At 69.4% G+C, this 23,970-nt stretch carries 21 protein-coding genes; 9 read left to right on the top strand and 12 right to left on the bottom strand.

What is annotated here, in order from left to right; all coding sequences use genetic code 11:
- The 8 genes from LG334_RS15055 to pflB form a co-directional block, all read right to left on the bottom strand.
- Entirely contained in the window at positions 1-657 is a 657-nt protein-coding gene (locus LG334_RS15055; protein WP_404379254.1) for a NapC/NirT family cytochrome c, read from the bottom strand.
- Positions 657-1,154 (bottom strand): nitrate reductase cytochrome c-type subunit, encoded by a 498-nt coding sequence (locus LG334_RS15050; protein WP_404379252.1) that lies wholly within the window; start codon positions 1,152-1,154, stop codon positions 657-659. Before LG334_RS15050 ends, LG334_RS15055 begins: the two co-directional genes overlap by 1 nt.
- A 15-nt stretch (positions 1,155-1,169) precedes the next feature.
- Entirely contained in the window at positions 1,170-3,665 is a 2,496-nt protein-coding gene (gene napA, locus LG334_RS15045; RefSeq protein ID WP_404379250.1) for a nitrate reductase catalytic subunit NapA, read from the bottom strand.
- On the bottom strand, positions 3,662-3,982 hold the full coding sequence (locus tag LG334_RS15040; RefSeq protein WP_404379249.1) for a chaperone NapD: 321 nt from the start codon (positions 3,980-3,982) through the stop codon (positions 3,662-3,664). Before LG334_RS15040 ends, napA begins: the two co-directional genes overlap by 4 nt.
- Positions 3,979-4,515, bottom strand: coding sequence for a ferredoxin-type protein NapF (locus LG334_RS15035; protein ID WP_404379248.1), 537 nt, complete (start codon positions 4,513-4,515; stop codon positions 3,979-3,981). The genes LG334_RS15040 and LG334_RS15035 overlap by 4 nt, the downstream gene beginning before the upstream one ends.
- A gap of 13 nt (positions 4,516-4,528) precedes the next feature.
- The gene (locus LG334_RS15030; protein ID WP_404379247.1) at positions 4,529-4,714 is read right to left on the bottom strand and encodes a periplasmic nitrate reductase, NapE protein; all 186 of its coding nucleotides are present in this window, start codon (positions 4,712-4,714) and stop codon (positions 4,529-4,531) included.
- 102 nt (positions 4,715-4,816) lie between these two features.
- Positions 4,817-5,581 carry a pyruvate formate-lyase-activating protein gene (gene pflA, locus LG334_RS15025; RefSeq protein ID WP_404379245.1) on the bottom strand — a complete coding sequence of 255 codons (765 nt, stop codon included), beginning with the start codon at positions 5,579-5,581 and terminating at the stop codon, positions 4,817-4,819.
- Positions 5,568-7,853, bottom strand: coding sequence for a formate C-acetyltransferase (gene pflB, locus LG334_RS15020; protein ID WP_404379244.1), 2,286 nt, complete (start codon positions 7,851-7,853; stop codon positions 5,568-5,570). Before pflB ends, pflA begins: the two co-directional genes overlap by 14 nt.
- Positions 7,854-8,205: 352 nt before the next feature.
- Here pflB and LG334_RS15015 point away from each other — a divergent pair, with 352 nt between their 5' ends.
- Positions 8,206-8,799, top strand: a complete 594-nt coding sequence (locus LG334_RS15015) for a hypothetical protein (protein ID WP_404379242.1) — start codon at positions 8,206-8,208, stop codon at positions 8,797-8,799.
- 59 nt (positions 8,800-8,858) lie between these two features.
- Here the strand turns inward: LG334_RS15015 and LG334_RS15010 are convergent, their stop codons facing one another.
- The 4 genes from LG334_RS15010 to LG334_RS14995 form a co-directional block, all read right to left on the bottom strand.
- Positions 8,859-9,989: a DUF1513 domain-containing protein gene (locus tag LG334_RS15010; protein ID WP_404379240.1), complete on the bottom strand. Its 1,131-nt coding sequence runs from the start codon at positions 9,987-9,989 to the stop codon at positions 8,859-8,861.
- 4 nt (positions 9,990-9,993) lie between these two features.
- Positions 9,994-11,067, bottom strand: a complete 1,074-nt coding sequence (locus tag LG334_RS15005; RefSeq protein ID WP_404379238.1) for an imelysin family protein — start codon at positions 11,065-11,067, stop codon at positions 9,994-9,996.
- Positions 11,068-11,075: 8 nt separating this feature from the next.
- Entirely contained in the window at positions 11,076-12,575 is a 1,500-nt protein-coding gene (locus LG334_RS15000; protein ID WP_404379236.1) for a di-heme oxidoredictase family protein, read from the bottom strand.
- A gap of 72 nt (positions 12,576-12,647) precedes the next feature.
- Positions 12,648-13,922 carry an imelysin family protein gene (locus tag LG334_RS14995; protein ID WP_404379234.1) on the bottom strand — a complete coding sequence of 425 codons (1,275 nt, stop codon included), beginning with the start codon at positions 13,920-13,922 and terminating at the stop codon, positions 12,648-12,650.
- Positions 13,923-14,294: 372 nt separating this feature from the next.
- Between LG334_RS14995 and LG334_RS14990 the strand changes: the two genes are divergently transcribed.
- From LG334_RS14990 to LG334_RS14955, 8 genes are all read left to right on the top strand, one after another.
- Complete coding sequence (locus LG334_RS14990) at positions 14,295-14,768, top strand: hypothetical protein (protein WP_404379233.1); 474 nt, start codon at positions 14,295-14,297, stop codon at positions 14,766-14,768.
- 165 nt (positions 14,769-14,933) lie between these two features.
- Positions 14,934-15,941 carry an ABC transporter substrate-binding protein gene (locus LG334_RS14985; RefSeq protein ID WP_404379232.1) on the top strand — a complete coding sequence of 336 codons (1,008 nt, stop codon included), beginning with the start codon at positions 14,934-14,936 and terminating at the stop codon, positions 15,939-15,941.
- Positions 15,938-19,330, top strand: coding sequence for a PAS-domain containing protein (locus LG334_RS14980; RefSeq protein WP_404379230.1), 3,393 nt, complete (start codon positions 15,938-15,940; stop codon positions 19,328-19,330). Before LG334_RS14985 ends, LG334_RS14980 begins: the two co-directional genes overlap by 4 nt.
- The gene (locus LG334_RS14975; RefSeq protein WP_404379229.1) at positions 19,327-19,719 is read left to right on the top strand and encodes a response regulator; all 393 of its coding nucleotides are present in this window, start codon (positions 19,327-19,329) and stop codon (positions 19,717-19,719) included. Before LG334_RS14980 ends, LG334_RS14975 begins: the two co-directional genes overlap by 4 nt.
- A complete protein-coding gene (locus tag LG334_RS14970) occupies positions 19,716-20,786 on the top strand; it encodes an adenylate/guanylate cyclase domain-containing protein (RefSeq protein ID WP_404379228.1) in 1,071 nt (356 codons plus the stop codon). Before LG334_RS14975 ends, LG334_RS14970 begins: the two co-directional genes overlap by 4 nt.
- Positions 20,783-21,487: a Crp/Fnr family transcriptional regulator gene (locus tag LG334_RS14965; RefSeq protein WP_404379227.1), complete on the top strand. Its 705-nt coding sequence runs from the start codon at positions 20,783-20,785 to the stop codon at positions 21,485-21,487. The genes LG334_RS14970 and LG334_RS14965 overlap by 4 nt, the downstream gene beginning before the upstream one ends.
- 113 nt (positions 21,488-21,600) lie before the next feature.
- Complete coding sequence (locus LG334_RS14960) at positions 21,601-23,076, top strand: FAD-binding oxidoreductase (RefSeq protein WP_404379225.1); 1,476 nt, start codon at positions 21,601-21,603, stop codon at positions 23,074-23,076.
- A gap of 277 nt (positions 23,077-23,353) precedes the next feature.
- Positions 23,354-23,959: an OsmC family protein gene (locus LG334_RS14955; protein WP_404379223.1), complete on the top strand. Its 606-nt coding sequence runs from the start codon at positions 23,354-23,356 to the stop codon at positions 23,957-23,959.
- The last annotated feature ends 11 nt before the right edge of the window (positions 23,960-23,970 follow it).

Genomic DNA, 23,970 nt, shown 5'->3' with positions numbered 1-23,970 from the left:
CTAATCCTCATAGCGTTCTTCCGGCCCCTGCGGACGGCCCGGCGAGGGCAGGTCGGGATCGGTCCACCCCGGCGGCACGCCAGTCATGTCGGGCAACTTGTGGGCGATGCCCTTGTGGCAGTCGATGCACGTCGCCTTGCCGGCAAAAAGCCATTCCTGGTGGACGCGCGCCGCGCGCGGCGCCTGGTTCGTGATGTCCATGGCGCCTTCGCTGTGGCAGTTGCGGCATTCCAGGCTGTTGTTGGCCTTCAGCCGTTTCCACTCGCGCTGCGCCATCTCCTTGCGGTGGGCGGCGAATTCCTCGGGCTCGTCGATGGTGCCGAAGACCCAGCCCCAGACTTCCTTGGAGGCCTTCATCTTCCGCGCGATCTTGTCGGTCCATTCGTGCGGCACGTGGCAGTCCGGACAGCCGGCGCGCACCCCGGATCGGTTGGTGTCGTGGATGGTGCCCTGAAGCTCGGCGTAGACGTAGTTCTCCATGGAGTGGCAGCTGGTGCAGAAGGTCATGGTGTTGGTGGCCTCCAGCGCCGTGTTGAAGCCGCCCCAGAACACCACGCCGGCCACGAAGCCCCCCAGCGTGAGCGTGCCCAGGCTGAGCGTGCGGGACGGGCGCCGTATGGTCCGCCACAGGGTTTTCAAGCGATCCCGCCACGCCATCAGTCACCGCCCCCCTGGGCCTCATCGGTGGCCAGCGTGCCGACTTCCATGAAGGTGTTGCGGATCGGCGGCACGGCCTTGGTCTGGGGCACGTGGCACTGCCGGCAGGTGTAGCGCCGGGGCGCGACGCCGGCCAGCATCTGCTGGTCACGGTCCATGAAATGGGTGACCGAGATCATGGGCGCCTGTACGCGGGGCGCGAACTCCCGCGCATGGCAGGTCAGGCACTTGTTGGTCTTCAGGTCGATCTGGTAGTCGCGGATGGAATGCGGGATGACGGGCGGCTGCTCGGGATAGCCGCGCCGCACCCGCTGTTCGTCGATGACCTCGGGCGGCATGGGATCAGCCGGCGTCACCAGGGGCATTGGGTTCGGCCCCGTCAGCGGGTGGGTCGGCTCCAGGCCGTCCTCCAGTCCGCTCTGGGCCAGCGCGGCCGAGGCGGCGCCGGCGGCAACCAGTGCCAGGGCGGCCGACAGGATGGTCTTGCGGGTCCACATGGCGCGCCTCCTTCCTCAGACCGTGGTGATCCGGACGGCGCACTTCTTGAAATCCGTCTGCTTGGAGATCGGATCGGTGGCGTCCAGCGTGACCTTGTTGATGAGCACCCGGCTGTCGAACCACGGCACGAAGATGACCCCTTCCGGCGGCCGGTTGCGTCCGCGCGTCTCCACCCGCGCGCGGATGGCGCCGCGCCGGCTTTCCACCTGCACCTCCGACCCCCGGCGCAGGCCCCGCCCGCGGGCGTCGGCGGGGTGCATGTAGACCAGCGCCTGCGGCACGGCCTTGTACAGCTCGGGCACCCGCATGGTCATGGAGCCCGAGTGCCAGTGCTCCAGCACGCGGCCCGTGACCAGCCACATGTCGTATTCGTCGTCCGGCGGCTCGGCCGGCGGTTCGTAGGGCAGGGCGAAGACGCGGGCCTTGCCGTCCTTGTTGCCGTAGAAATAGTAGTCCTCGCCGTCGGGGACGTAGGGATCATAGGCGCCATTGAAGCGCCACCGGGTCTCCTCCACATCGACCACGGGCCAGCGCAGGCCGCGCACGTCGTGGTAGACGTCGAACGGCGCCAGGTCGTGCGCCTTGCCCAGGCCGAAGACGCGATATTCCTCGAACAGGCCCTTCTGGATGTAGAAGCCGAAGTCCTCGGCCTCGTGATTGTTGAAGCCCTCCTCGATCTCGTCGTTGGAGTAGCCGGCCACGGTGTCGTTAGCGAACAGCACCTCGAAGAGGGTCCTGCCGCGGTACTCGGGGTTCGCGGCCAGGATCTCCTCGGGCCACACCTCATCGGTGGTGAAGCGCTTGGAGAACTCGGCGAACTGCCAGAGGTCGGACTTGGCCTCGCCAGGGGCCTCCACCAACTGGTGCCAGAACTGGGTGCGGCGTTCGGCGTTGCCGTAGGCGCCCTCCTTCTCCACCCACATCGCCGCCGGCAGGATCAGGTCGGCGCCCTGGGTGGTGACGGTGGGGTAGGCGTCCGAGACAACGATGAAGTTTTCCGGATTGCGGTAGCCCATCCAGGTTTCGTTGGCGTTGTTGGGCGCGGCCTGGAGGTTGTTGTTGGTGCTGACCCAGTAGCAGTTCAGCTCGCCGTCCTTGAGCTTGCGGTCCTGGAGGACGGCATGGTAGCCCGGCTCGGGGTTGAGCAGGCCCTCGGGAATCCTCCAGATCTTTTCCGCGGTGGCGCGGTGGACGTCGTCGGTGACCACCATGTCGGCGGGCAGGCGGTGGGCGAAGGTGCCCACCTCGCGGGCCGTGCCGCAGGCCGAGGGCTGGCCGGTCAGCGAGAACGGGCCGTTGCCCGGCTGGCTGATCTTGCCGGTCAGCAGGTGCAGGTTGTAGACGAGGTGGTTGATCCACACGCCGCGCACATGCTGGTTCATGCCCATGGTCCACAGCGACATGACCTTGCGGTTCGGGTCGGCGTAGATTTCAGCCAGGCGCTTGAGCTGGCTTTCCCGCACGCCGGTCAGTTCGGCGGTGGTTTCCAGCGTGTAGCCGGACACGAACTGCTTGTAGGCCTCGAAGTCGATCTCGTCCGATCCGGCCGCCTGGCGGGCCATCGCTGCCTTCATCTCCAACGGGTGCTCGGGCCGCAGGCCGTAGCCGATGTCGGTGTTGCCGCGCCGGAAGGTGCAGTGCTTCTGAAGCCAGTCCTCGTTCACGTTGCCCGACTGGATGATGTGGTTGGCGATGTAGTTGGCGATCGCCAGGTCGGTGCCGGGGCGGAAGATGACGGCGTCGTCGGAAAGGTCGGTGCTGCGATGGTGGAAGGTCGACATCACCGTGATGCGCGCATCCTGGTGGCTGAGCCGCCGGTCCGTCAGCCGTGTCCACAGGATGGGGTGCATTTCCGCCATGTTGGCGCCCCACAGCACGAAGTCGTCGGCTTCCTCGAAATCGTCGTAGCAGCCCATGGGCTCGTCGATGCCAAAGGCGCGGATGAAGGTCACCGCCGCCGAGGCCATGCAATGCCGGGCGTTGGGGTCCAGGTTGTTGGAGCGGAAGCCGGCCCGCATCAGCTTGGATGCCGCGTAGCCTTCCCACACCGTCCACTGGCCGGAGCCGAACATGCCGATGGCGGTCGGGCCCTTTTCCTTGAGCGTCTTTTTCCACTGGCGCGCCATTTCGTCGAAGGCGCGGTCCCAGGAGACGGGGGTGAAGTCGCCGTCCTTGGCGTATTCCCCGTTGCGCATGCGCAGCATGGGCTGTTCCAGACGGTCGCGGCCGTACATGATTTTGGAGAGGAAGTAGCCCTTCACGCAGTTGAGGCCGCGGTTGACCTCGGCCTTCGTATCGCCGTGGGTGGCGACGACCTTGCCGTCCTTCACGCCCACCATGACGCCGCAGCCGGTGCCGCAGAAGCGGCAGGGCGCCTTGTCCCACTTGACCTCCAGTTCCTCGCGCGAGACCAGGGGCTGCGCGCTGGCTGGAAACGACACGTTGGCGACGGCCGCCGCCGCGGCTGCGGCCTTGGCCTTCAGGTAGTCACGCCGCGAAAACCCGGTCATGGTGCGGTCCCTTCCTCGCTGGGCTGCTGTTCTGGTTCGATGGGGCCGCCGGCGGCATCCTGCTCCAGGGCGTCCAGCGGCTCGAAGTGGTGGTAGATGAGCGACACCGACATGACGCCGTCCATCAGGGCGATGGCGTCCAGGCGCTCGACGATGGCGTGCTCTGTCTCGGTCTCCAGGGTCGCAACCAGCTTGCCGCCCTCGGCCACCGGAATTTCGACGCCCGGCATGGTGCGCGTGATGCGCTCGCACACCGCGTCGGCGGTGTGGGGCTGGGCGTGGATGATGGCGCTGGAGATGTGGAGGCAATCCTTCATGCCGGGGCTCCTTCCAGGGAACGGACGGCGATAACGTCCGCCGGGCAGACGGAGACGCAGGCTCCGCAGGCGGTGCAGGCGTCGCGGTCGAGGCTGGGGCGGGGGGCGCCGCCGCGCACCAGGGCGAAGCGGATGGCGCGCTCGGGGCAGGCGTCGCCGCAGCTCTGGCACATGACGCCGGCTTCTGCCAGGCAGCCGGAGCCTATGGACGCCAGCGCGGCAAAGGCGGGCGCTGCGGCGGGCTCGGGCTCGGGCTCGGGCTCGGGTGCTGCGAAGACACCTTCCCCGCAGGCCGAAGCGCAGTCACCGCAGAAGGTGCATTCGCCGCTGCCCACCCGGAAATCCACTTCGGGGAAACCGCCCGTACCGACCTTGAGAATGCCTTCCGGGCAGGCCTCCAGGCAGTCTCCGCAGCGCGTGCAGCGGTCGGCGACTGTTGCTTCCCGTGTCCACGGCGGTCGCAGGGGCGGCGGCGCGTCGGGCTTTTTCAGGCCAAGCAGGCGGCGGCGCGCGAGACTGGGGGAACTGGGCATGGCGCCGGCCTCCCTATACCGGATAGTCCGGCGGGCCCGGCGGACCGGTGATGGACTGGTACATCCAGATGACGAAACCGGTGCCGGAGACGACACCGACGGCGATGACGGGCCAGATCAGGACGGCCAGGAAGATGAAGGCAAATATCTCGCGGCGCCGGTCCTGGTTCTTGGTCGCCGTTTCCGTTTCTGTAGACATGACAACAACCCTCCCTGCCCATCAACAGGGCAGGGCGTGCGGGCGTTGCGGATGATCTCCATTTCGAAAATCGCAGGAACCTAATGGACAGGCGCACGCCGCCTAATGCGTCGTCAGCCCCTGTGCGCGGAAAATGTCGCGCACCCGCTCCGTCTCCTCGGGCATGGGCGGCTGCGTTTCGGCCAGCGGATAGGTCATGCTCAACTGTGCCCACTTGTAGGCACCCATGTCGTGGTAAGGCAGCACGTCCACCCGCTCCACGGTGCCGAGGCCGGCTGCAAACTCCGCGAGGCCCTCGATTTCCGCCGTCACGTCCGTCAGGCCCGGCACCAGCACGTAGCGCAGCCAGATGGCCTTTTTCATGGCCGCCAGGCGCTCGGCGAATTCCAGCGTCGGGCGCAGGGGCGCGCCCGTCAGGCCCTGGTATGTCGCTTCCGAGAAGGCCTTGATGTCCAGCAGCACGAGGTCCGTCTCGGCGAGCAACGCGTCGTCGGCGTGGCTTCCGAGGAATCCCGAGGTATCCAGCGCCGTGTGCAGGCCGAGCGCCTTGGCGCCGTGCAGGATGGCGCGGCAGAACGCCGGCTGCACCAGCGGCTCGCCGCCGCTGAGCGTCACGCCCCCTTGGGCCCGCTTGAGGAACGGCGCGTAGGACGCAATCTCGGCCACGATGGCGTCCGACGTCTCGCGGTGGCCGTCGTGCATGTGCCAGCTGTCGGGGTTGTGGCAGTACCGGCAGCGCAGTGGGCAGCCCGACAGGAACAGGACATAGCGCAGGCCGGGCCCGTCCACCGTGCCGCCGGTCTCGGTCGAATGGACCCAGCCGACGGCCGACGGGGCGGGCCCGCCCGGACCGCTAGTGTTTGGCATGGAAGGTCCGGTTGATGACGTCGAGCTGCTGCTCCCGCGTCAGCTTCACGAAGTTCACGGCATAGCCCGAAACCCGGATGGTCAGCTGCGGGTACAGCTCCGGGTGGTCCATGGCGTGCAGCAGGGTTTCCTTGTCGAAAACGTTGACGTTGATGTGGTGGCCGCCCGCGGCGGCATAGCCGTCGAGCATGCCCGTCAGGTTGGCGATGCGCTCTTCCTCCGTCGCGCCCAGGGCCGAGGGAACGATGGTGAAGGTGTACGAAATGCCGTCCTGGGCGTGCTCGTAGGGCAGCTTGGCGACGCTCGCCATGGAGGCCAGCGCGCCCTTGTGGTCGCGCCCGTGCATGGGGTTGGCGCCGGGCGCGAAGGGCTCGCCCGCCTTGCGGCCGTCGGGGGTGGAGCCGGTCTTCTTGCCGTAGACCACGTTGGACGTGATGGTCAGCACCGATTGCGTCGGCACGGCGTCGCGATAGGCCTTCTGCTTGCGCAGGACGCCCATGAAGGTTTCCACCAGCCACACGGCGATGTCGTCGACGCGCGAGTCGTTGTTGCCGAAGGCCGGATAGTCGCCCTCCACCCGGAAATCGGTGGCAAGGCCGCGGTCGTCGCGCACCACCGTCACGCGCGCGTACCGGATGGCCGACAGGCTGTCGGCGACCACCGACAGGCCGGCGATGCCGCAGGCCATGGTGCGCAGGACGTCGCGGTCGTGCAGGGCCATCTCCAGCCGTTCGTACATATATTTGTCGTGCATGAAGTGGATGGCGTTCAGCGCGTTCATGTAGACGCGCGCCAGCCACTCCATCATGGGCAGCAGCTTTTCCACCACCGCGTCATAGTCCAGCACGTCGTCGGTGATGGGCGCGAAGGCCGGCGCGATCTGGTCGCCCGAAACCTCGTCGCGTCCGCCGTTGATGGCGTACAGCAGCGCCTTGGCCAGGTTGGCGCGGGCGCCGAAGAACTGCATCTGCTTGCCGATCCGCATGGCGGAGACGCAGCAGGCAATGCCGTAGTCGTCGCCCCAGTAGGGCCGCATCAGGTCGTCGTTCTCGTACTGCACGGAACTGGACTTGATGGAGGTCTCGGCGCAGAAGTCCTTGAAGCCCTGGGGCAGGCGCTCCGACCACAGGACGGTCAGGTTGGGCTCGGGCGCGGGACCCAGGTTGTGCAGGGTCTGCAACATGCGGAAGCTGGACCGCGTGACCAGCGGACGGCCGTCGAGCGCCATGCCGCCCAGGCATTCGGTCACCCAGGTGGGGTCGCCGGAGAACAACTCGTCGTACTCGGGCGTGCGCAGGAAACGCACCATGCGCAGCTTGATGACGAACTGGTCGATCAGTTCCTGCGCCTCGGCTTCGGTCAGCGTGCCCTCGGCCATGTCGCGCCGGATGTAGATGTCCAGGAAGCTGGAGACACGGCCCAGCGACATGGCCGCCCCGTTGGCTTCCTTGATGGACGCCAGGTACGCGAGATAGGTCCACTGCACCGCCTCCCGCGCCGTGGCGGCGGGGCGGGAAAGGTCGAAGCCGTATATGGCGCCCAGGTCCTTCAATTCTTCCAACGCTCGGATCTGCTCGGCGATTTCCTCGCGCAGGCGCAGGACGGACTCGTCCAGGACCGTCACGTCCAGCGATCCCATCTGGTCGCGCTTGTCGGCGATCAGGCGGTCGGCGCCGTAGAGGGCCAGGCGCCGGTAGTCGCCGATGATGCGGCCGCGGCCGTAGGCGTCGGGCAGGCCGGTGATCAGGCCCGACTTGCGGCAGCCCAGGACCTCGTCGGTATAGACGTCGAAGACGCCGTCGTTGTGGGTCTTGCGCAGGCCGGGAAACACCTCCTTCAGCCGCGGCGACGGCGTGAAGCCGTAGGCCTCCAGCCCGGTCTTGACCATGCGCCAGCCGCCAAACGGCATGATCGCGCGCTTGAGCGGCTTGTCGGTCTGAAGGCCCACGATCACCTCCAGGTCGCGGTCGACGTAGGCGGCCGGGTGCGCGGTGATGGACGATACCCTTTCGGTGTCGGCGTCCAGCACGTGGCCCTTGGCGGCGCGCTCCTGCCGGAGAAGGTCGGACACCTTGTCCCACAGCGCCGAAGTACGCTTCGTCGCGCCCGCCAGGAAGCCTGCGTCGCCTTCGTACGGCGTCACGTTGCCGAGGATGAAGTCGCGCAGGTTGATCTCGCGCTGCCAGGTTCCGGGCGTGAACCCACGCCACGGGTCCTCGGCGGTTGTGCGCCGCTCGGTGTCGGAACGGAGGGACGTCGCTGCGGTGTTCATGATCGGTCCTTGCGCAAAGAGGGGCCGTGACCTGCTACGGCCGTGCGGTGCGGCCTGTCCGGTGGCTTACCGACGGCCGTTCCGGCGCGGCGTGCTTCGGACTAATGGTTTACTACACCGGGGAACGGCCATGAAGCGGTATCGATCCCACACTAAACCGAATGTCCTGATGAAAAATGAGAAAAAACAGTGATATAGCTTGTCACCTTCGGGTTGCAGGGTGCTGGCATGCGTGGCGCGCAGGACATCCCGAGGGGGCGGGCGGGGCCGGCGGCCTCGGGACGCCCCCTGAACGGAGTTTTTGGTTCGACCGTTTGGCCCCAACCGCGATTAGTGTGCCGGGGAGAAGGTCATGCAGGGTGCTCCTCTTGTCGCCGCGGCCGTGGGCGACACGGTGTATTTGATCGGCGGCTGGGACAGCACGCCCCGCTCGCCTGGAGACAAGGAAGGCGATTTCCACGCCGAGATCGACGTGCTCGACCTGGAGGCCGAACGGGCGTCCGTCTCCGACTACAGGCTGCCCGACCCGTTGCGGCGGGCCTTCACCGGAGTCGTCCACGACGGGCGCATCATTCTGCTGGGAGGCATCACCGAGGGACGGTCGCACTTCGACTGGGTGGACCGGGCCAGCGCCTTCGATCCCGGCAGTGGCGCCTGGAGCGACCTGGCGCCACTGCCGTTTCCCACCATCGCGCCGGGCGCCGGCGTTTACGACGGCAAGGTTCTCCTGTTCGGCGGCATGACCCCTAACGGTCTGTACCGCAACACCATCTACGCGCTCGACCTGTCGTCCCCAAAGGCCTGGGGGAACACCGGACGCTATCTGGCGGAGGAAAAGGGATTCCCGATCGTCTCCAGCCATCCGGACGGCGGCCTGCTCATCATGGGCGGTCACAGCTACGGCTACGAAGACGGCGCCCGCACGACAGCCCCGTCGCCACCGTGACCCATATCCGCTCTGCCGCCGCGGACGCGCAATAGCCGCGGGCGCCGGGTTTCGCGCTGTCAGGCGCGCAGCGTCAGGTGGTTGTCCCAGCGGCGGTCTTCGGGCATGGCCGGCAGGGCCGCCGCACCGCCAGGCTCCCAGCGCCAGGCGCCGCCGGCGCCGCTGGTGATGACGAAGCCGGGGCCGTCCGGTGCGGGCGCGACGCCGCAGCCGTCGGCAACGTCCGTCGAGCCCAGGAAGCGCATGGCCTTCAGGTCCCAGAAGGTCACCAGCCCGCCGCGCGGGGCCGAGACGGCGGCGATCGACCCCGACCGGTCCACCGTGGCGCTGCCGCAGTAGTTCCGCATCCGGCCCTGGACGGCCTCCGGGGCCGCGAGAAGGGTCAGCTCCGCGCCGCGCTCGTGCACGGCGACCAGGGGCGGGGAGCGGTCCGCCGCGCCCTGCCATTGCTGGACGCAGAGGACGCGCCCCTGCGGCGTCACGGCCAAATGGCGCATGCTGTTCCAGTGCAGCGCCTCGGGCTGGCGCGCCTGCTCCAGCATCCCGCCGTCGGCGGTGTCCAGGTAGGTGAGCGACGGGTCCATGGTGTCCAGGTTCAGCTTGACCCGCGCCATGTCGGGATGCGTCCGGATGCCGCCGTTGGCGACCACGAGCGTGCGGCCGTCGGGCATGAGCCGCATGTCATGCGGGCCGTTGCCGCCGCTGTTCATCTCGCCGATACGGCGGAAGCCGTCGGCCGCGTCATAGACGCCGACAATGCCGGCGGCGTCCTCGTCATAGGCGTTCTCGGTCGCATACAGCAGGCCGCCGTCGGCGCTGAAGACGCCGTGGCCGTAGAAATGGCGGCCCGGCACGGACTCGACGGTGCGCAGGACGCGGCTCTCCCGCAGGCTTGCGACCACCACGAAGCGGCCGGGCCGGCGCGCGAAGACCGCCACCGTGTCGCCATCGGGATGCAGCGTGCAGCCATGGGCGCGGTCGGGCACGGGCACGTCCATCACCAGCGCGCCGTCGGCCCTGAAGGCGGAGAACCGGTGCCCGCCGTCGCGCCCGGTGTTGGCGCTGAGGTAGAGGCCGGTGTCCTCTGCCGCGGACAGGCGGCGCAAGGGCAGGGCGGCGGTCATCATGCCGGCGGCACCAACAGCCCCGGCGGCCCCGGCGGCGAGCAGGGAGCGGCGGCTCAGCGGCATGGCGTCAGTCGCCGTCCAGGCTGTTGAACCCGAGCGACAGGCCAAGCGCCGGGGCGACACGGGTTGCCAGAAGCTGCTGCAGGGCGCGGACCTGGGTCGCCAGCTTTTCCACATTCGCCCGGCGCGCGGGGTCGGTGACGGCCTCGCCCAGCGGCCCGTCGATGCCCTGCGCGGTGGCCTGCGTCTGGCTGAAGGCGCGGCCCATGAGGTCGGCCAGCTCCGGCTCGGCGGCGGCGAGCGCGGGCGTGAACATCAGGTTGAACCCCTCCGCCATGGCGCCGATGCTGGCGGCGATGCCGCGCAGGGAGCGTCCGGAAAGCGCAGACTCCGCCTTGGCCGGGTCCGCCGCGTCGCCGGTGTCGCCCATCACGGTCAGCAGGCGCTGGTCGCGGATGGACTGCAACTGGGTCGTCAGGCCCGTGAGCACGAGGCCTGCGAGGTCCGCGTCATCGGCCACCAGATCGGCGGCGGCGGGGTCGCGGAAGGCGGCGGGCCAGGGCTCGCCCGTCTCGCGCCAGTTGCTCTCCAGGCCCTCGGCGATGGCGGCCACGTTGGCGGTCACGGCCTCCAGCAGACGGCAGCGATAGGTCCTTTCGCCGGTGTCGGCGCCGTCGGCCAGGGCGTCGGCGTGCGGGCCGAAGGTCAGGCGCTCGACCATGGGCAGGCCCTGGATGGCGACGCTGGCGAAGGTCAGCCCGTTCTCCGCCAGGATGTCCGTCGGCTGCTCGCGCAAAAGGTCCGCCAGTTCGCGCTCCAGCACGTTGCGCGGGTCGGGCCAGAACTGCAGCCGGAAGCGGCGGTTGAAGTTCTCGATGGGACCGTAGGTGACGTGTTGCACGCCCGCCCAGGCGTCCATCGTGTCGTGAAAGGTCTTCCGCACAGCGTCCAGGTCCGCCGTCGGCGCATCGGCGCACAGCCCGGCGGCGGCCTCGTGCAGGCGGTCCGCCGTCTGGTGCAGCGCGGCGTGGCGCGGCTGGATGTGGTCGGTCAGCACCGTCTCCGTCGGAAAATCCGGAGCGGCGGCAAGGACCGGCGCCGCCCACAGCAGGGCGGCACCGGCAAGGAACGTGCGGAGCATGGTCGGCCTCACAGCGAATTGACGAACCGCAGCAGGGCGTCGCGGTCCTCCTTGGGCATGGTACGGAAGGCCTCGCGCGCGGCTTCCGCCTCGCCGCCGTGCCACAGGACGGCTTCGGTGACGTTGCGGGCGCGGCCGTCGTGCAGGAAGTTGGTGTGGCCGCTGACGGTCTCCGTCAGGCCGATGCCCCACAGCGGCGCCGTCCGCCATTCGCGCCCCGACGCTTCGCCCTCGGGCCGGTTGTCGGCCAGGCCGTCGCCCATGTCGTGCAGCAGCAAGTCGGTGTAGGGCCAGATGAGCTGGTCGCGCAGTTCCGGCTCCGGCCCCTCGGCGAAGGTGCGGAACTTCGGGTTGTGGCAGCTCGCGCAGCCGGTGTCGTAGAACACCGCCTTGCCGCGCAGCACCTGCGGGTCGTCGGCGTCGCGCCGGGCGGGCACGGCGAGATGGCGGCTGTAGAACAGCACCAGGTCGGTGACCTGCTGGTGCGCTTCCATCCCGCCGTACTGCTCGTCCCCGCCATGAACGGCGGTGATGCAGGGCTCCTGCGCCTGGGTGCATTCGCCCGAACCGGCGGGCTTCATGGGGGTGGAGATGCCCATGTCGCCGGCGAACGCACCCTGGGCCTGGGCGTCGATGGAGGGATTGCCGGACTTCCAGCCGAAGCGGCCGAGCACGACCTCGCCGGTTTCCGGGTCGGTCACCCACTGCGGCTTGCCGGAAATGCCGTCGCCGTCCGCGTCGTCGGGGTCGGCGAGTGCCAGAATCTGCTCGGCGGGCACCTGTTCCAGCAGGCCGAGGCCGATCATCTGGGGTGCGACGCGCGGCGACATCATGACGTCGGGATGCATGGGGCCGTAGCCCAGGTCGGTGACGGTGTAGGTGGGGTGGCGCAGCGATGCGGTCTCGCCACCGGACAACTCGACCGTTTCTTCCTTGTAGGTGATGTGCATGCGGCCCTCGGCCGCGTGGCCCTGGATGGCGAGGTCCTGCAACTGCCCGCCGTAGACGGGCTCGGGGATGACGGTGACCTGATGTGTTTCCAGCGCCGTGCGATCCGCCCCGTTCTGCGGCGGGATGGACAGGCGCAGGAACATGCTCTCGGCCACGTCGTCGGGATAGTTGGCCGTCGGCGGATGCCCGCGGCCGTCCTTCAGGTGGCAGCGCTGGCAGGACTTGGCGTTGTACAGCGGCCCCAGGCCGTCGGCGGCCTTGGTGGAGGCGGGTGCCGAGACCCAGAGGCGGCGGAAGAAGCCGTTTCCGACCTTGAAGTTCATCTCCCGCTCGAACGCCATGTTGGCGGAGCTGTGGGAGAAGGCGTTGCGGTCCAGCCGCTTGGTGTGGGTGGTGTCGCCGCCGGGCCGATCCTCGCCCGGTTCGGGCGCCGAGAAATCGGTGGTGGGCGCCAGTCCCGCCCGTCCGTGGTCCGGAGCCGCGGCCACCGTGGCGGCGGCAAGTGGTGCCGCCGCGAAGGCGCCGACGGCCAGCATGGTCAGGAAACGCTTCATCATTCACCCCTTCAACCGGAAACAGGGCGGCGAACACCGCCGCCCTGTCCGGAGCCACAAACCCCGAAGGGTCTTTTACTCGAAAACCTTCTCCGGCGCATCAAGGCTGTCGGAGCCCTCGAAGTCCAGGCCGCCCAGTCCGGCCGCGGCCACCACCTGCTCGATGGAGCGGGTCTGGGCGGTCAGCGCGTCGACGGCCGCCTGGATCTTGGCGTTGCCCTCGGGGTTCTCGGCGCCGAGCATCTGGTCGTAGGCCTCGCCGCCCTGGGCGGTGTCCACCAGCACGCCCATGGCGTCCATGGTGGCGGCCAGGCGGGTGGTCATTTCCTTATGCACCGCCGGGTCCTTGGCTTCCACCATGTCGGCCAGCGCCGGGCCGGTCACCACGGTGCCGTCAATGCGCGTATAGCGGCCGTGGTAGACGTTCTGGATGCCCTTGGCGTTGAAGTAGTGGGAGTAGTGCGTGTTGTCGCTGAAGCAGTCGTGCTCTTCTTCCGGATCGTGCAGCATGAGGCCGAGCTTCATGCGCTCGCCGGCCAGTTCGCCGTAGGACAGGCTGCCCATGCCGGTCACCATCATGGCGAGGCCCTTGGTCGGGTCGTCGGAGACGGCGGCACGCGCCTCGCCACCCGGCGCCCAGGCGGCGACCATTTCCTTCAGGTCGTCGATCAGCAGCTCCGACGCGGTGGTCAGATAGGCGATGCGGCGCTCGCAGTTGCCGCCGGTGCAGTTGGCCGGGTCGAAGTCGGTGGCCGGGCGGTTGCCCGCGCCCGGGCCGGTGCCGTTCAGGTCCTGGCCCCACAGCAGGAACTCGATGGCGTGGTAGCCGGTGGCGACGTTGGCTTCGACGCCGTCGGCCTCGTGCAGGGTATCCGACAGCAGCGTCTTGGTGATGGTGGAAGCGTCGATCTGCTCGCCGCTCAGCGTCAGCGTCGGGTTGGCAATGACGTTGGCGGAGTAGGCGGCGTTCTCGGCGCTTTCCTCGCCGTAGGCGTCGGCGACGTAGTCGATCAGGCCCTCGTCCAGCGGCCAGGCGTTCACGCGGCCTTCCCAGGCATCAACGATGGGGTTGCCGAAGCGGTAGACCTCGGACTGCTGGTAAGGCTCGCGGGCCGAAACCCATGCCTTGCGCGCGGCGGCCAGAGTCTCCTCGGACGGCGAGGCGACCAGGGCGTCGATGGCGGCGTCGAGGTCCTGGGCAGCCTTCAGGCTGTCCTCGTACTTGGCGTGGGCCATGTCGGCATAGGTCGCGACCACCTCGGCGGCGGCCGGCGGCGCGGCCTGGGCGGGCGCCGCGGCGGCGGCGGCGAGCAGAATGGCGGCGGCGCCAGCGGTGGCAAACGTCTTCATCCGGTGTGTTCCCCTGGTTTCGTTATGGTTTCTACGTGCTAACGCAACTGAAAGTGATTTGCAACCACTCGTGGCAGTCGGACATTTCGCGCCCCGGCGCCTGGCTGCTTATCCCCCTGGCCGCAGGTCCGTCTTCCACGGCGCGTTGAGATAAGAGTCATTATCATTTGCATTGTGATCCGGCAAGGCGGTTGAAGACCATCCTGGGCGTGCCGCCGATTGAGTGTCGGCCAGATGGCGGTCGCCGCGCCGTCGTCGGCCGGTTCGGCCTGTGTCAAATCGCACAAGGACGCCGCGGCGGCGCCGCTACTGTCTCCTCACCGGGACATGAGACCCCGGAGATGAAACAAACGATCCAGCAGGAGACAGGAAATGAACAAGCGTTTCACGAACTTCTTCGCCACCGCCGCCGCCATCGCCGTCGGCGCCGCCGCCCTGACCGGCCCTTCGGCGTCCGCCGTCGCGGGCGAACACATGAAGACCCTGACGAGCACGTCCTGGAAGCCCGGCTACATGAAGGACGACGACAACCGGTACATCAAGTTCGTCGTGGTCGAAACCGCGGCCGACGCCCGCACAACGGGCATCGAGAGCCGGGACACCTGGGCGCCGGGCTTCAGCAGCGGCGGGGACGGCACCTATCAGCGCATCGTCGAGCGCGACGCCAACCGTACGCCCGCGCTGGTGATGAAGGTCGAGGGCCGCGGCACCTGGGCGCCCGGCTTCCGGTACGACGGAAGCGGCCGGTATAGCCGCGTGGCCTACAGCCACACCGGCGCAGCCTCGGGCACCATGCTGGCGGGCGACGCGAAGGGCAGTCCGGCCGAGGTCGCGGAGGCGCGATGACAGCCGGGGCCGGAGCGGGATCGGGCGGCGATCGTCGTCCCGCTCCGGCGGGCCCGGACATGCGGCGGAGGATCGCGGGCGGCCGCCCGGTCCTCCGCTACCACCGAAGCTTGGTTGGGGCGGCGACGCCGGTCCTGTAACCTCGTCGGGCAGAGGGTGGATCCCGTGGTGCCCGTGTTCCGCCGGCGCCGCGTCACCATGGTGGGCGACATGGTCCGGACCCTGCTTGTTCTCGTGGTCATGCTGACCGCCGTCTTCGGCCTCGGCATGGCGACTGCGCGCGCCGACCATCTGGCGGGCAAGCGCGTCCTGCACATCGACAGCTACCACGCCGGGAACGAGTGGAACGACCGGATCGCCGCGGCCGTGCGTGAGGGCTTCAGGGGCACGGGCGTCGATCTGCGCATCATCCACATGGACGCCAAGCGCAAGGCCGAGCCGCATCAGGTCAGGGGGGCGGTGGAAGCGGTCCTGCGCACCATCGAGGCCTTCCGGCCCCACGTCGTGACGACCAGCGACGATCCCGTCGCGCGGTTCGTCATCATGCCCCACTTCCGCGACGCCGACCTGCCCATCGTCTTCTCGGGCCTGAACTGGGACGCCGGCACCTACGGCCTGCCTTACGGCAATGTCACCGGCATGGTGGAGGTTTCGCCCATCCCGCAGATCGTGCGGCTTCTGCGGTCCCACGCGCGTGGCGACCGCATCGGCTTCATTGCCGAGGACACCGACACCAAGCGCAAGGAACTGGCGCACCACGAAAAGCTGTTCGGCCTGTCCTACGACTCCGTCTACCTGGTGTCCAGCTTCAGCGAGTGGACAGCGGCCTTCCGGCGTGCGCAGGCCGAGGTGGACATGCTGGTCGTGCTGGGCGTCGGCGCGCTGACCGATTGGAACGAGACCGCCGCCCGCCGGCTGACGGAAGAGGAAACCCGCATCCCCACCGGCACCGACTTCTCCTGGCTGGCGCCCTACACGCTGCTGGCGGTCGCGAAGGTGCCCGAGGAGCAGGGCTTCTTCATGGCCGAGGCCGCAAAACGCATCCTGCACGGCGAGCGGCCGGGGGACATCCCGCTGGCCTACAACAGGGAGGGCGAGTTGCTGTTCAACCAGCGCATCGCCGCGCGGCTGGGCATCGACACGCCGCCGCCGCTCGCCCGCATCGTACCGTGACGGCGGCCGGCAAGGCACGCGACGGGCGCGGCGCGTCGCTGGCATGGCGGGCGTTGCGCTCGGTCAGCCTGGGGATCACGCTGGTGGTCGTGGTTGCGACCCTGCTGGCGTACCGGCAGGTGGAGGCCGGGCTGGAGAGCCAGGCCCTTGCCAGCCTGCGCACGACCATCGAGGAGCGCCGCGCCCGCGAGAGCATGGTCTTCAACCATGCCGGCGCCAACCTGGGGATCGCCGCCACGTCCTACGACCGGCAGCTCACGCTGACCGGTTTTCCCGACGTGCGCCACCGCTTCGACGTGTTGTTCGACCAGCACGACGACGGCACGCTGCGCGTCGCCGAGGATGTCTTCTGGCGCACCGGCGTGACCGGCTTCATCGGCAAGCATGTGCTGGTGGACGACGATCTGAAGCGCCGCATCGTGGCGGGCTACGACGTGCTCGCGCGCCTGGGACCGGCGTTTCGGGCCGGCTACACCAACTTCTACATGGTCCTGCCCGAGCCGGCGGTGCTCATGTTCTGGCCGGACACGCCGTGGGCGCTGGAGGCGTCGGACTGGCAGCTTTTCGGCAAGCTGGACCTGTTGTCGCAGGCGGACCATCCCCTGCCGGCCGAGGGCACGGTGCCCCATGCGGACTGGTCCGACCTCTACTACGACTATGGCGCCGCCGAGTGGGTGGTTTCGGCCCTGCGGCCGGTGGTCGAGAACGGCCGCCTGCTGGCGAGCTTCGGGCAGGACCTGCTGCTCAACGACCTGATGACCCGCATCGCCACCAGCGAGCCCGGCGGTCCCTACAGCCTGCTGGTGCGCGACGACGGCCGCCTGATTGCCCATCCCCGCTTCATGGAGGCGGTGCAGGCCAGCAGCGGCCAGTTGACCGTGGCCCGCACCGGCGATCCGCATCTGGCCCGGACGCTGGACCTGGCGCGGGAGGGGGTGGACGACGTCATCGTGGAGAACCGCACCGACGACGAGGTTCTGGCCGTCACCCGGCTGGACGGGCCGGGGTGGTTCCTCATCACCGCCTTTCCGCGCGCACTGCTGAGCAACCAGGCCTTCCAGACGGCGTGGCTGGTCATGGCGTTGGGCCTGTTGGCGCTGGTGATCGAGCTGGTGATCCTGTCGTGGGTGCTGCGCCGCCACGTCAGCGCGCCGCTCAAGCGACTGACGGGGGCCGCCCGCGCGGTGGCGGTGGGGCGGCCGGTGTCGGACCTGGACACCGCCCGGCCCGACGAGGTGGGCATCCTGTCCCGCGCGTTTGAGGAAATGGCCCAGCGGATCGACGCGCGCGAACGGGCCCTGACGGCGCAGAAGGGCACGCTTGCCGACTTGAACGCCCAGCTTCGCCGCGAACTGGACGAGCGCGCCCGAGCGGAGCGCGAGCTGCGCAATCAGCGGGAACTGCTGGCGCTGCTCAACGTCATCGACTACGGCATCCTGTTCCTGGACCGCGACCTGCGGGTGCGCATCGGCAACCGCGCCTATCGCGACCTGTGGAACATTCCCGAAAGCCTGGTGATGCCGGGAACCCCGGTGCGGGCGCTGTTCGACGTCAACCGCCACGCCGGGTTCTATGACGTGCCCGACGCGGAGTGGGAGGACTACGTCGCCGGGCGCATGGCTTCCATCCGCGCCGGGCCGACGGCACCGCGCGAGATGAAGCGGCTGGACGGGCGGGCGATCCTGTATCAGGTGGTGGCGCTGCCCGACGGCGGGCGCATGCTCACCTATCAGGACGTGACCGCCGAGCGCCGTGCCATGGAGGCCCTGCACGCCGCCGAGCGCCGCCACCGCCGACTGCTGGAGGCAGCCCCCTTCCCGCTGACCGTCACCCGGCAGGACGACGGCACCGTCCTCTATGCCAACGGGCGCATGGCCGAGGTGGCGGGGATGCCGCTGACCCAGCTTCTCGGCGCGCCGGGGGTGGAGCGGTTCATCGCGCCCGAGCACCGTGCCATGCTGCGCGAGCGCCTGGCCCGCACCGGCCGGGCGGAGCAGTGCGAGGTGCGCCTGCGCCTGCCCTCGGGACGGGAGTTCTGGGCGCTGGTCAACGCCGTGCAGACCGAGCACGAGGGCCAGCCGGCCGTCATCGCCGGCTTCCACGACATTTCCATCCTGAAACAGCGGGAGCAGGAGCTGCGCGACGCCAGCGCGCTCAAGGACGCCGCCCTGCGCGACCTGAATGCGGTGCTGGACACCATCGAGTACGGCGTCCTGTTCTGCGGTCCGGACCTGAAGGCCCGTCTCGCCAACCGGGCCTACCGTGAAATCTGGGGCATCCCGCCCGATTTCTACGACCGCCCCCGCACCCTGCGCCAGGACCTGGAGCAAAGCATGCGCGCCGGCCTCTATCCGGTCACGCGCGAGCAATGGCCGGCCTATCTGGAGGAAAGGATGGAGGAAGTGCGGGCCGGCGGGATTCCGTCCCGCGAACTGGCGCTGGCCAACGGCCGCGTCATCCAGTTCCACGGCATCGCGCTGCCAGACGGCGGTCGGATGCTCACGTACTTCGACATCACGGAACTGAAGCAGGCGGAAGCCGCGCTTCGCCGCACCGTCTCGGACCTGGAACGATCGCGCGCCGCGCTCCAGCGCCAGGCCGCCGTCCAGGTGGAGCTGGCCCAGCGCTACGCCGCCGAGAAACGCCGGGCGGAGGACGCCAGCCGCACCAAGTCCCAGTTCCTCGCCAACATGAGCCACGAGCTGCGCACGCCGATGAACGCCATCATCGGCTTCACCCGCATCGTCCTGCGGCGCGGGCGCGACGTGCTGCCCGAGCGGCAGGTGGGGAACCTGGAGAAAATTCTTGCCAGCGCCAACCACCTCTTGTCGCTCATCAACCACGTGCTGGACCTGTCGAAGATCGAAGCCGGGCAGATGGACGTCCGACCCGTCCGCTTCGCCCTGCGGCCGCTGGTGGAGCAGTCCCTGCGCACGGTCGAGCCCATGATCCGCCGCCCCGGCCGGGTGCGGCTGGTGGCCGACCTGGACCCGGCGCTGCCCGACCTGCTCGCCGACCAGGGCAAGGTGCGCCAGATCCTGCTCAACCTGCTGAGCAACGCGGTCAAGTTCACGGAAGCCGGCACCGTCACGGTCGCCGCCCGCGCGGTCGCGGAGGGGGTGGAAATCACGGTCGCGGACACCGGCATCGGCATCCCGGAAGAGGCCCGCGAGCTGGTGTTCGAGGAATTCCGCCAGGTCGACGGCGGCCCGACGCGCGCCCACGGCGGCACGGGGCTCGGCCTGTCCATCAGCCGGCGGCTGGCACGGCTCATGGGCGGCGACATCACCCTGGCCGACCGGCCGGGCGGCGGGTCCGTCTTCCGCGTCATCCTGCCGCCGCAAACGGTTGCGCCGGACCCGGCCCAAACGGGGGAGGCGGTGTCATGACGGCGACTATCCTGGTGGTGGAGGACGTGGAGATGAACCTGGACCTCATGGTCCAGCTTCTGGAGGACCACTGCACCGTCGTCACGGCCGCCGACGGCGCGGCGGGGCTGGCGGCGGCGGCGCGGGTGCGGCCGGACCTCATCCTCATGGATCTGTCCCTGCCCGTGCTGGACGGGTGGGAGGCGACCCGCCGCCTCAAGGCCGACGCGGCGCTGGCCTCCATTCCCGTCATTGCGCTGTCGGCTCACGCCATGGCGGGGGATGCTGAGAAAGCGCGGGCGGCGGGGTGCGACGACTACCTCGCCAAGCCGGTGGACGAGGACCTGCTGTTCGACCGCCTGCGCGCCTTCCTCGGGGCCGCGGCCCTGGACGGGGAGCCGGCGCCATGACCCGCGACGACGGTTCCGTGGCGCTGCCGCGCGTCCTCATCGTCGACGACAACGCGGCCAACCGCGACCTGCTGGAGCAGGAACTGGAGGCCATGGACTGCGAGCCGCTGCTGGCCTCGGACGGCATGGCGGCGCTGGCGATGCTGGAGGACGATCCGCCGGATCTGGTCCTGCTGGACGTGATGATGCCGATCATGGACGGCTTTTCCGTGCTGGTCGCCATTCGGGGCTCGGCTGCGTTGAGGGACGTGCCGGTGGTGATGATCTCGGCCCTGGACGACCTGGCGAGCGTGGTGGCCGGCGTGGAACTGGGCGCTGACGACTACCTCACCAAGCCCTTCGAGCCGGCGTTGCTGCGCGCCCGCGTCCAGGCCTGCCTGGAGAAGAAGCGCTGGCGCGACCGCGAGGCCTCCTACCTGCGCGAGATCGAGGCCGAACGCGCCCGCGCCGACGCCCTGCTGCATGCCATCCTGCCCGCACCGGCGGTGGCGGAATTGAAGGAGACCGGCCGCGTCACGCCGCGCCGGCACGAGGACGTGGCAGTGCTGTTTGCCGACATCGTGGGCTTCACCCGCTATGCCGAGGCCCATCCGCTCGAACAGGTGGTGGAGGAACTGGAGCGCCTGCTGGTCGCCTGCGAAGGGTGTCTCGACCGCCACGGGTTGGAGAAGATCAAGGGGGTCGGCGATGGCGTGGCGGTAACGGCGAACCTGCTGCTGCCCAGCCCCGACCCGGTCGGCGCCTGCCTGCGCGGGGGGCTGGAAATGCTGGACCGCCTTCGCACCCAGCACCCGGAATGGCGCATGCGCGTGGGCATCGACGCGGGCCCCGTGCTGTCTGCCGCCGTCGGCCGGACCAAGTTCTCCTTCGACGTCTGGGGCGACGTGGTCAACGTGGCAAGCCGCCTGTCGGGCCTGGGCGCAGAGGAGGCCCTCTACCTCACCGACCGCGCCCGCCGGCGGCTCGGCTCCGGTGCCTCGGCGTTCCGGCTGGAGAACCTGGGGCCGGTGCCCGTGCGTGGGCGAGGCGACATGGTGCTGTGGCGCTGCCGGGGAGGCACGCCATGACGACCGTCTCCGCACGCACGCTGGAAACTCTCGGCCGCATCCCGCTCTATGCCTCGCTGCCGCCCGAGGAGATCGCGCGGCTGGACACCCGCTGCGGCTGGAAGCGCTACGAGCCGGGGCAGTGGATTCTCGACTACGACGAGGACGGCACCGACGTCTTCTTCGTGACCGTCGGGCGGGTGCGCGTGCTAATCCGTACCGTCGGCGGGCAGGACGTGATCCTGCGCGACATCGGCGACGGCGAGTTCTTCGGGGAGTTGGCGGCGCTCGACGGCGCCCCGCGCTCCGCCGGCATCCTGGCGGTGACGGCGGTGACGGTGGGGCGCATGTCGGCGAGCGTCTTCCGCGAGACGCTCCACCGCTGGCCCGATGCCTGCAACCAGGTGCTGGCGCTGCTGGCGGGCCAGGTGCGGCGGTTGTCGGCGCGGGTGAACGAGTACGGCACGCTCAACGCCCGCCACCGCATCTACGCCGAGCTTCTGCGCCTGTCCCGTCCGTCGGCGGACGGGCGGACGGCGGTGGTCTCGCCGCCGCCCACCCATGCCGAACTGGGCGCCCGCGTCGCCGCCCGGCGCGAGGCCGTCAACCGCGAGTTGCGGGCTTTGGAGAAGGCAGGCCTGCTGGAAAAGCGGCGCGGCGGACTGTGCCTCACCAACCCAGACCGCCTGCTGGAAATGATCCGCGAAGCGGAGGAGGAGTGACCCACCTCACAGCCTGTGCCTTTTCGCACAAGCGCCCTCCACCGCCCCCGCTACGGTCCCTGGTGAGACGCCGGTCAACCGGCCACCCGCATTCCAGACCAGGGACGAGACCCATGACACCCTTCGAGGACACCCTCACCCAAGAGGCGCCGACCATTCTGGTCACCACGCTCGACGGCTATGACCGCGCCGTGCCGGTCGCCGCCGTCGATGCCCTGCGCGCCGCCGTGCGCGGTTCCGTCTGCCTGCCCGACGAGGCCGGCTATGACGAGGCGCGCACCCTGTGGAACGCCATGATCGACCGTCATCCGGCCGTCGTCGTGCGCTGCCGGGGCGCGGCCGACGTCGCCCGCGCGGTCGATTTCTGCCGCGAGCACGGCCTGCTGCTGGCCGTGCGCGGCGGCGGCCACAACATCGCCGGCCGGGCGGTGTGCGAGGGCGGCGTGCTCATCGACCTGTCGCTGATGCGCTCTGTCCGCGTCGATCCCGCCGCCCGCCGCGCCGTGGTCGAGCCCGGCTGCCTGCTGTCGGACGTGGACCGCGAAACCCACGCCCATGGCCTGGCCGTGCCGACGGGCATCAACTCCACCACCGGCATCGCCGGGCTGACGCTGGGCGGCGGCTTCGGCTGGCTGACCCGCAAGCACGGCCTCACCGTCGACAGCCTGACGGCTGCCGAGGTGGTCACCGCCGACGGCACCATCCGCCGCGTCTCGGCGACCGAGAACCCGGACCTGTTCTGGGCGCTGCGCGGGGGCGGCGGCAACTTCGGCATCGTGACGGCCTTCGAGTTCGCCCTGCACGGCCTTGAGCCCCAGGTGACCGCCGGGCTGGTGGTCTTTCCCATGGACCGGGCGCGGGAGATCATGAAGACCTACCGGGTCTCCATCGCCGACGGGCCCGACGACCTGACCGTCTGGGCGGTGCTGCGCAAGGCGCCGCCGCTGCCCTTCCTGCCCGAAGAGACGCACGGGACCGACGTGCTGATCCTGGTGGTCTGCCACGTCGGCCCGCTGGAGGACGCCGACGCCGCCATCGCGCCCGTGCTGGCGCTGCCCGGCGCGATCGGCACCGCCGTCGGACCGCAGTCCTTCACCGACTGGCAGATGGCCTTCGATGCCTCGGGCGGGCCGGGTGCGCGCAACTACTGGAAGACGCACGATTTCCTGACGCTGCCCGACGCCGCCATGGAGGCCGTGTTCAACTATGCCGACCGCCTGCCGACCGACGAGTGCGAGGTGTTCTTCGGCCACGTCGGCGGACAGTCGTCACGGGTTGCGGCGGACGCGACGGCCTTCCCGCAGCGCAGGCCCCATTACGTGATGAACGTCCACGCCCGCTGGCAGGACAGGGCCGACGACGCCCGCTGCATCGCCTGGGCGCGCGGGCTGTTCAACGCCACCGCCCCCTTCGCCGCAGGCACCGCCTACATCAACTTCATGCCGGAGGACGAGGGCGGGCGCACCGACACCGCCTATGGCGCCAACATGGAGCGGCTCGCGCGGATCAAGGCCGAGGTCGACCCCGGCAACCTGTTCCGCGTCAACCAGAACATCCGGCCGCGCGCCACCCCAATGCCGGCTGAATAGGCCCGCAGCCCCGAGCAACCTCTCTACGCTCACGCCACCTTGCCGCGCCCTGCGGCACCCTTCGGGGTGTCGCGGAGGCGCGGCTTTTTTCGTTCCGAAACAATGGTTTGACCGTGTGAATCGAGACCCTGGGCAATTCCACGAAACGCCCCCGCAATTCCACTGCCGTTTCCACGCGGCCTTCCACGCGCCGGGCTTAAACCTGTTCTCGTGAGGCGGACGCAGAACCGCCCACAGTCCAGACGAAGAGACCTAACCGAAAACCAGGAGACAGACGATGACCCAGATGACCATGGAAACCACCGCCAAGATGGACAAGACCGAGCGCAAGGCGCCCGAGCCCATCAACGGCGTCGACACCCCCACGCTGTTCGCCACCATCAACGCCGTCGGCGGCCAGCCCGAGCTGGCGCAGTTCCAGTTCCGCGCCCAGAGCCGCTGGGTGGACGGCACCCACAGCCGCAGCACCATGTCGGGCTTTTCCGGCGCGGGCGGTGAGCACGTCCACGCCGCCGTCTTCAAGGCCGATGCGGACCATCCCGCCGTCCTGTGCGGCGCCGACAACGGCCCGACGCCGGTGGAATACGTGCTGCACGCCCTGGCCGCCTGCCTGACGGCAGGCATCGCCAACATCGCGGCGGCGCGCGGGGTGCGGCTGCGGAGCGTGGAAAGCAGCGTGGAAGGCGACATCGACCTGCGCGGCATCCTCGGCCTGTCGGACGAGGTGCGCAACGGCTTCCAGGCGATCCGCATCCGCTTCTCCGTGGAGGGCGATGCCTCCCCCCAGAAGCTGCGCGAGATCGTGGAGCAGTCCCGCAAGCGCTCCGCCGTCTTCGACATCCTCACCAACGGCGTTCCCGTCGAAGTGATGGTCGACGCCTGACGCCGCCCGCG

This window comes from Caenispirillum salinarum, from assembly GCF_044803115.1.
Lineage (GTDB): Bacteria > Pseudomonadota > Alphaproteobacteria > Rhodospirillales > Rhodospirillaceae > Caenispirillum > Caenispirillum salinarum_A.
The sequence above is the reverse complement of the archived record's forward strand: the minus strand, read 5'-3'. Positions and strand labels throughout refer to the sequence as shown.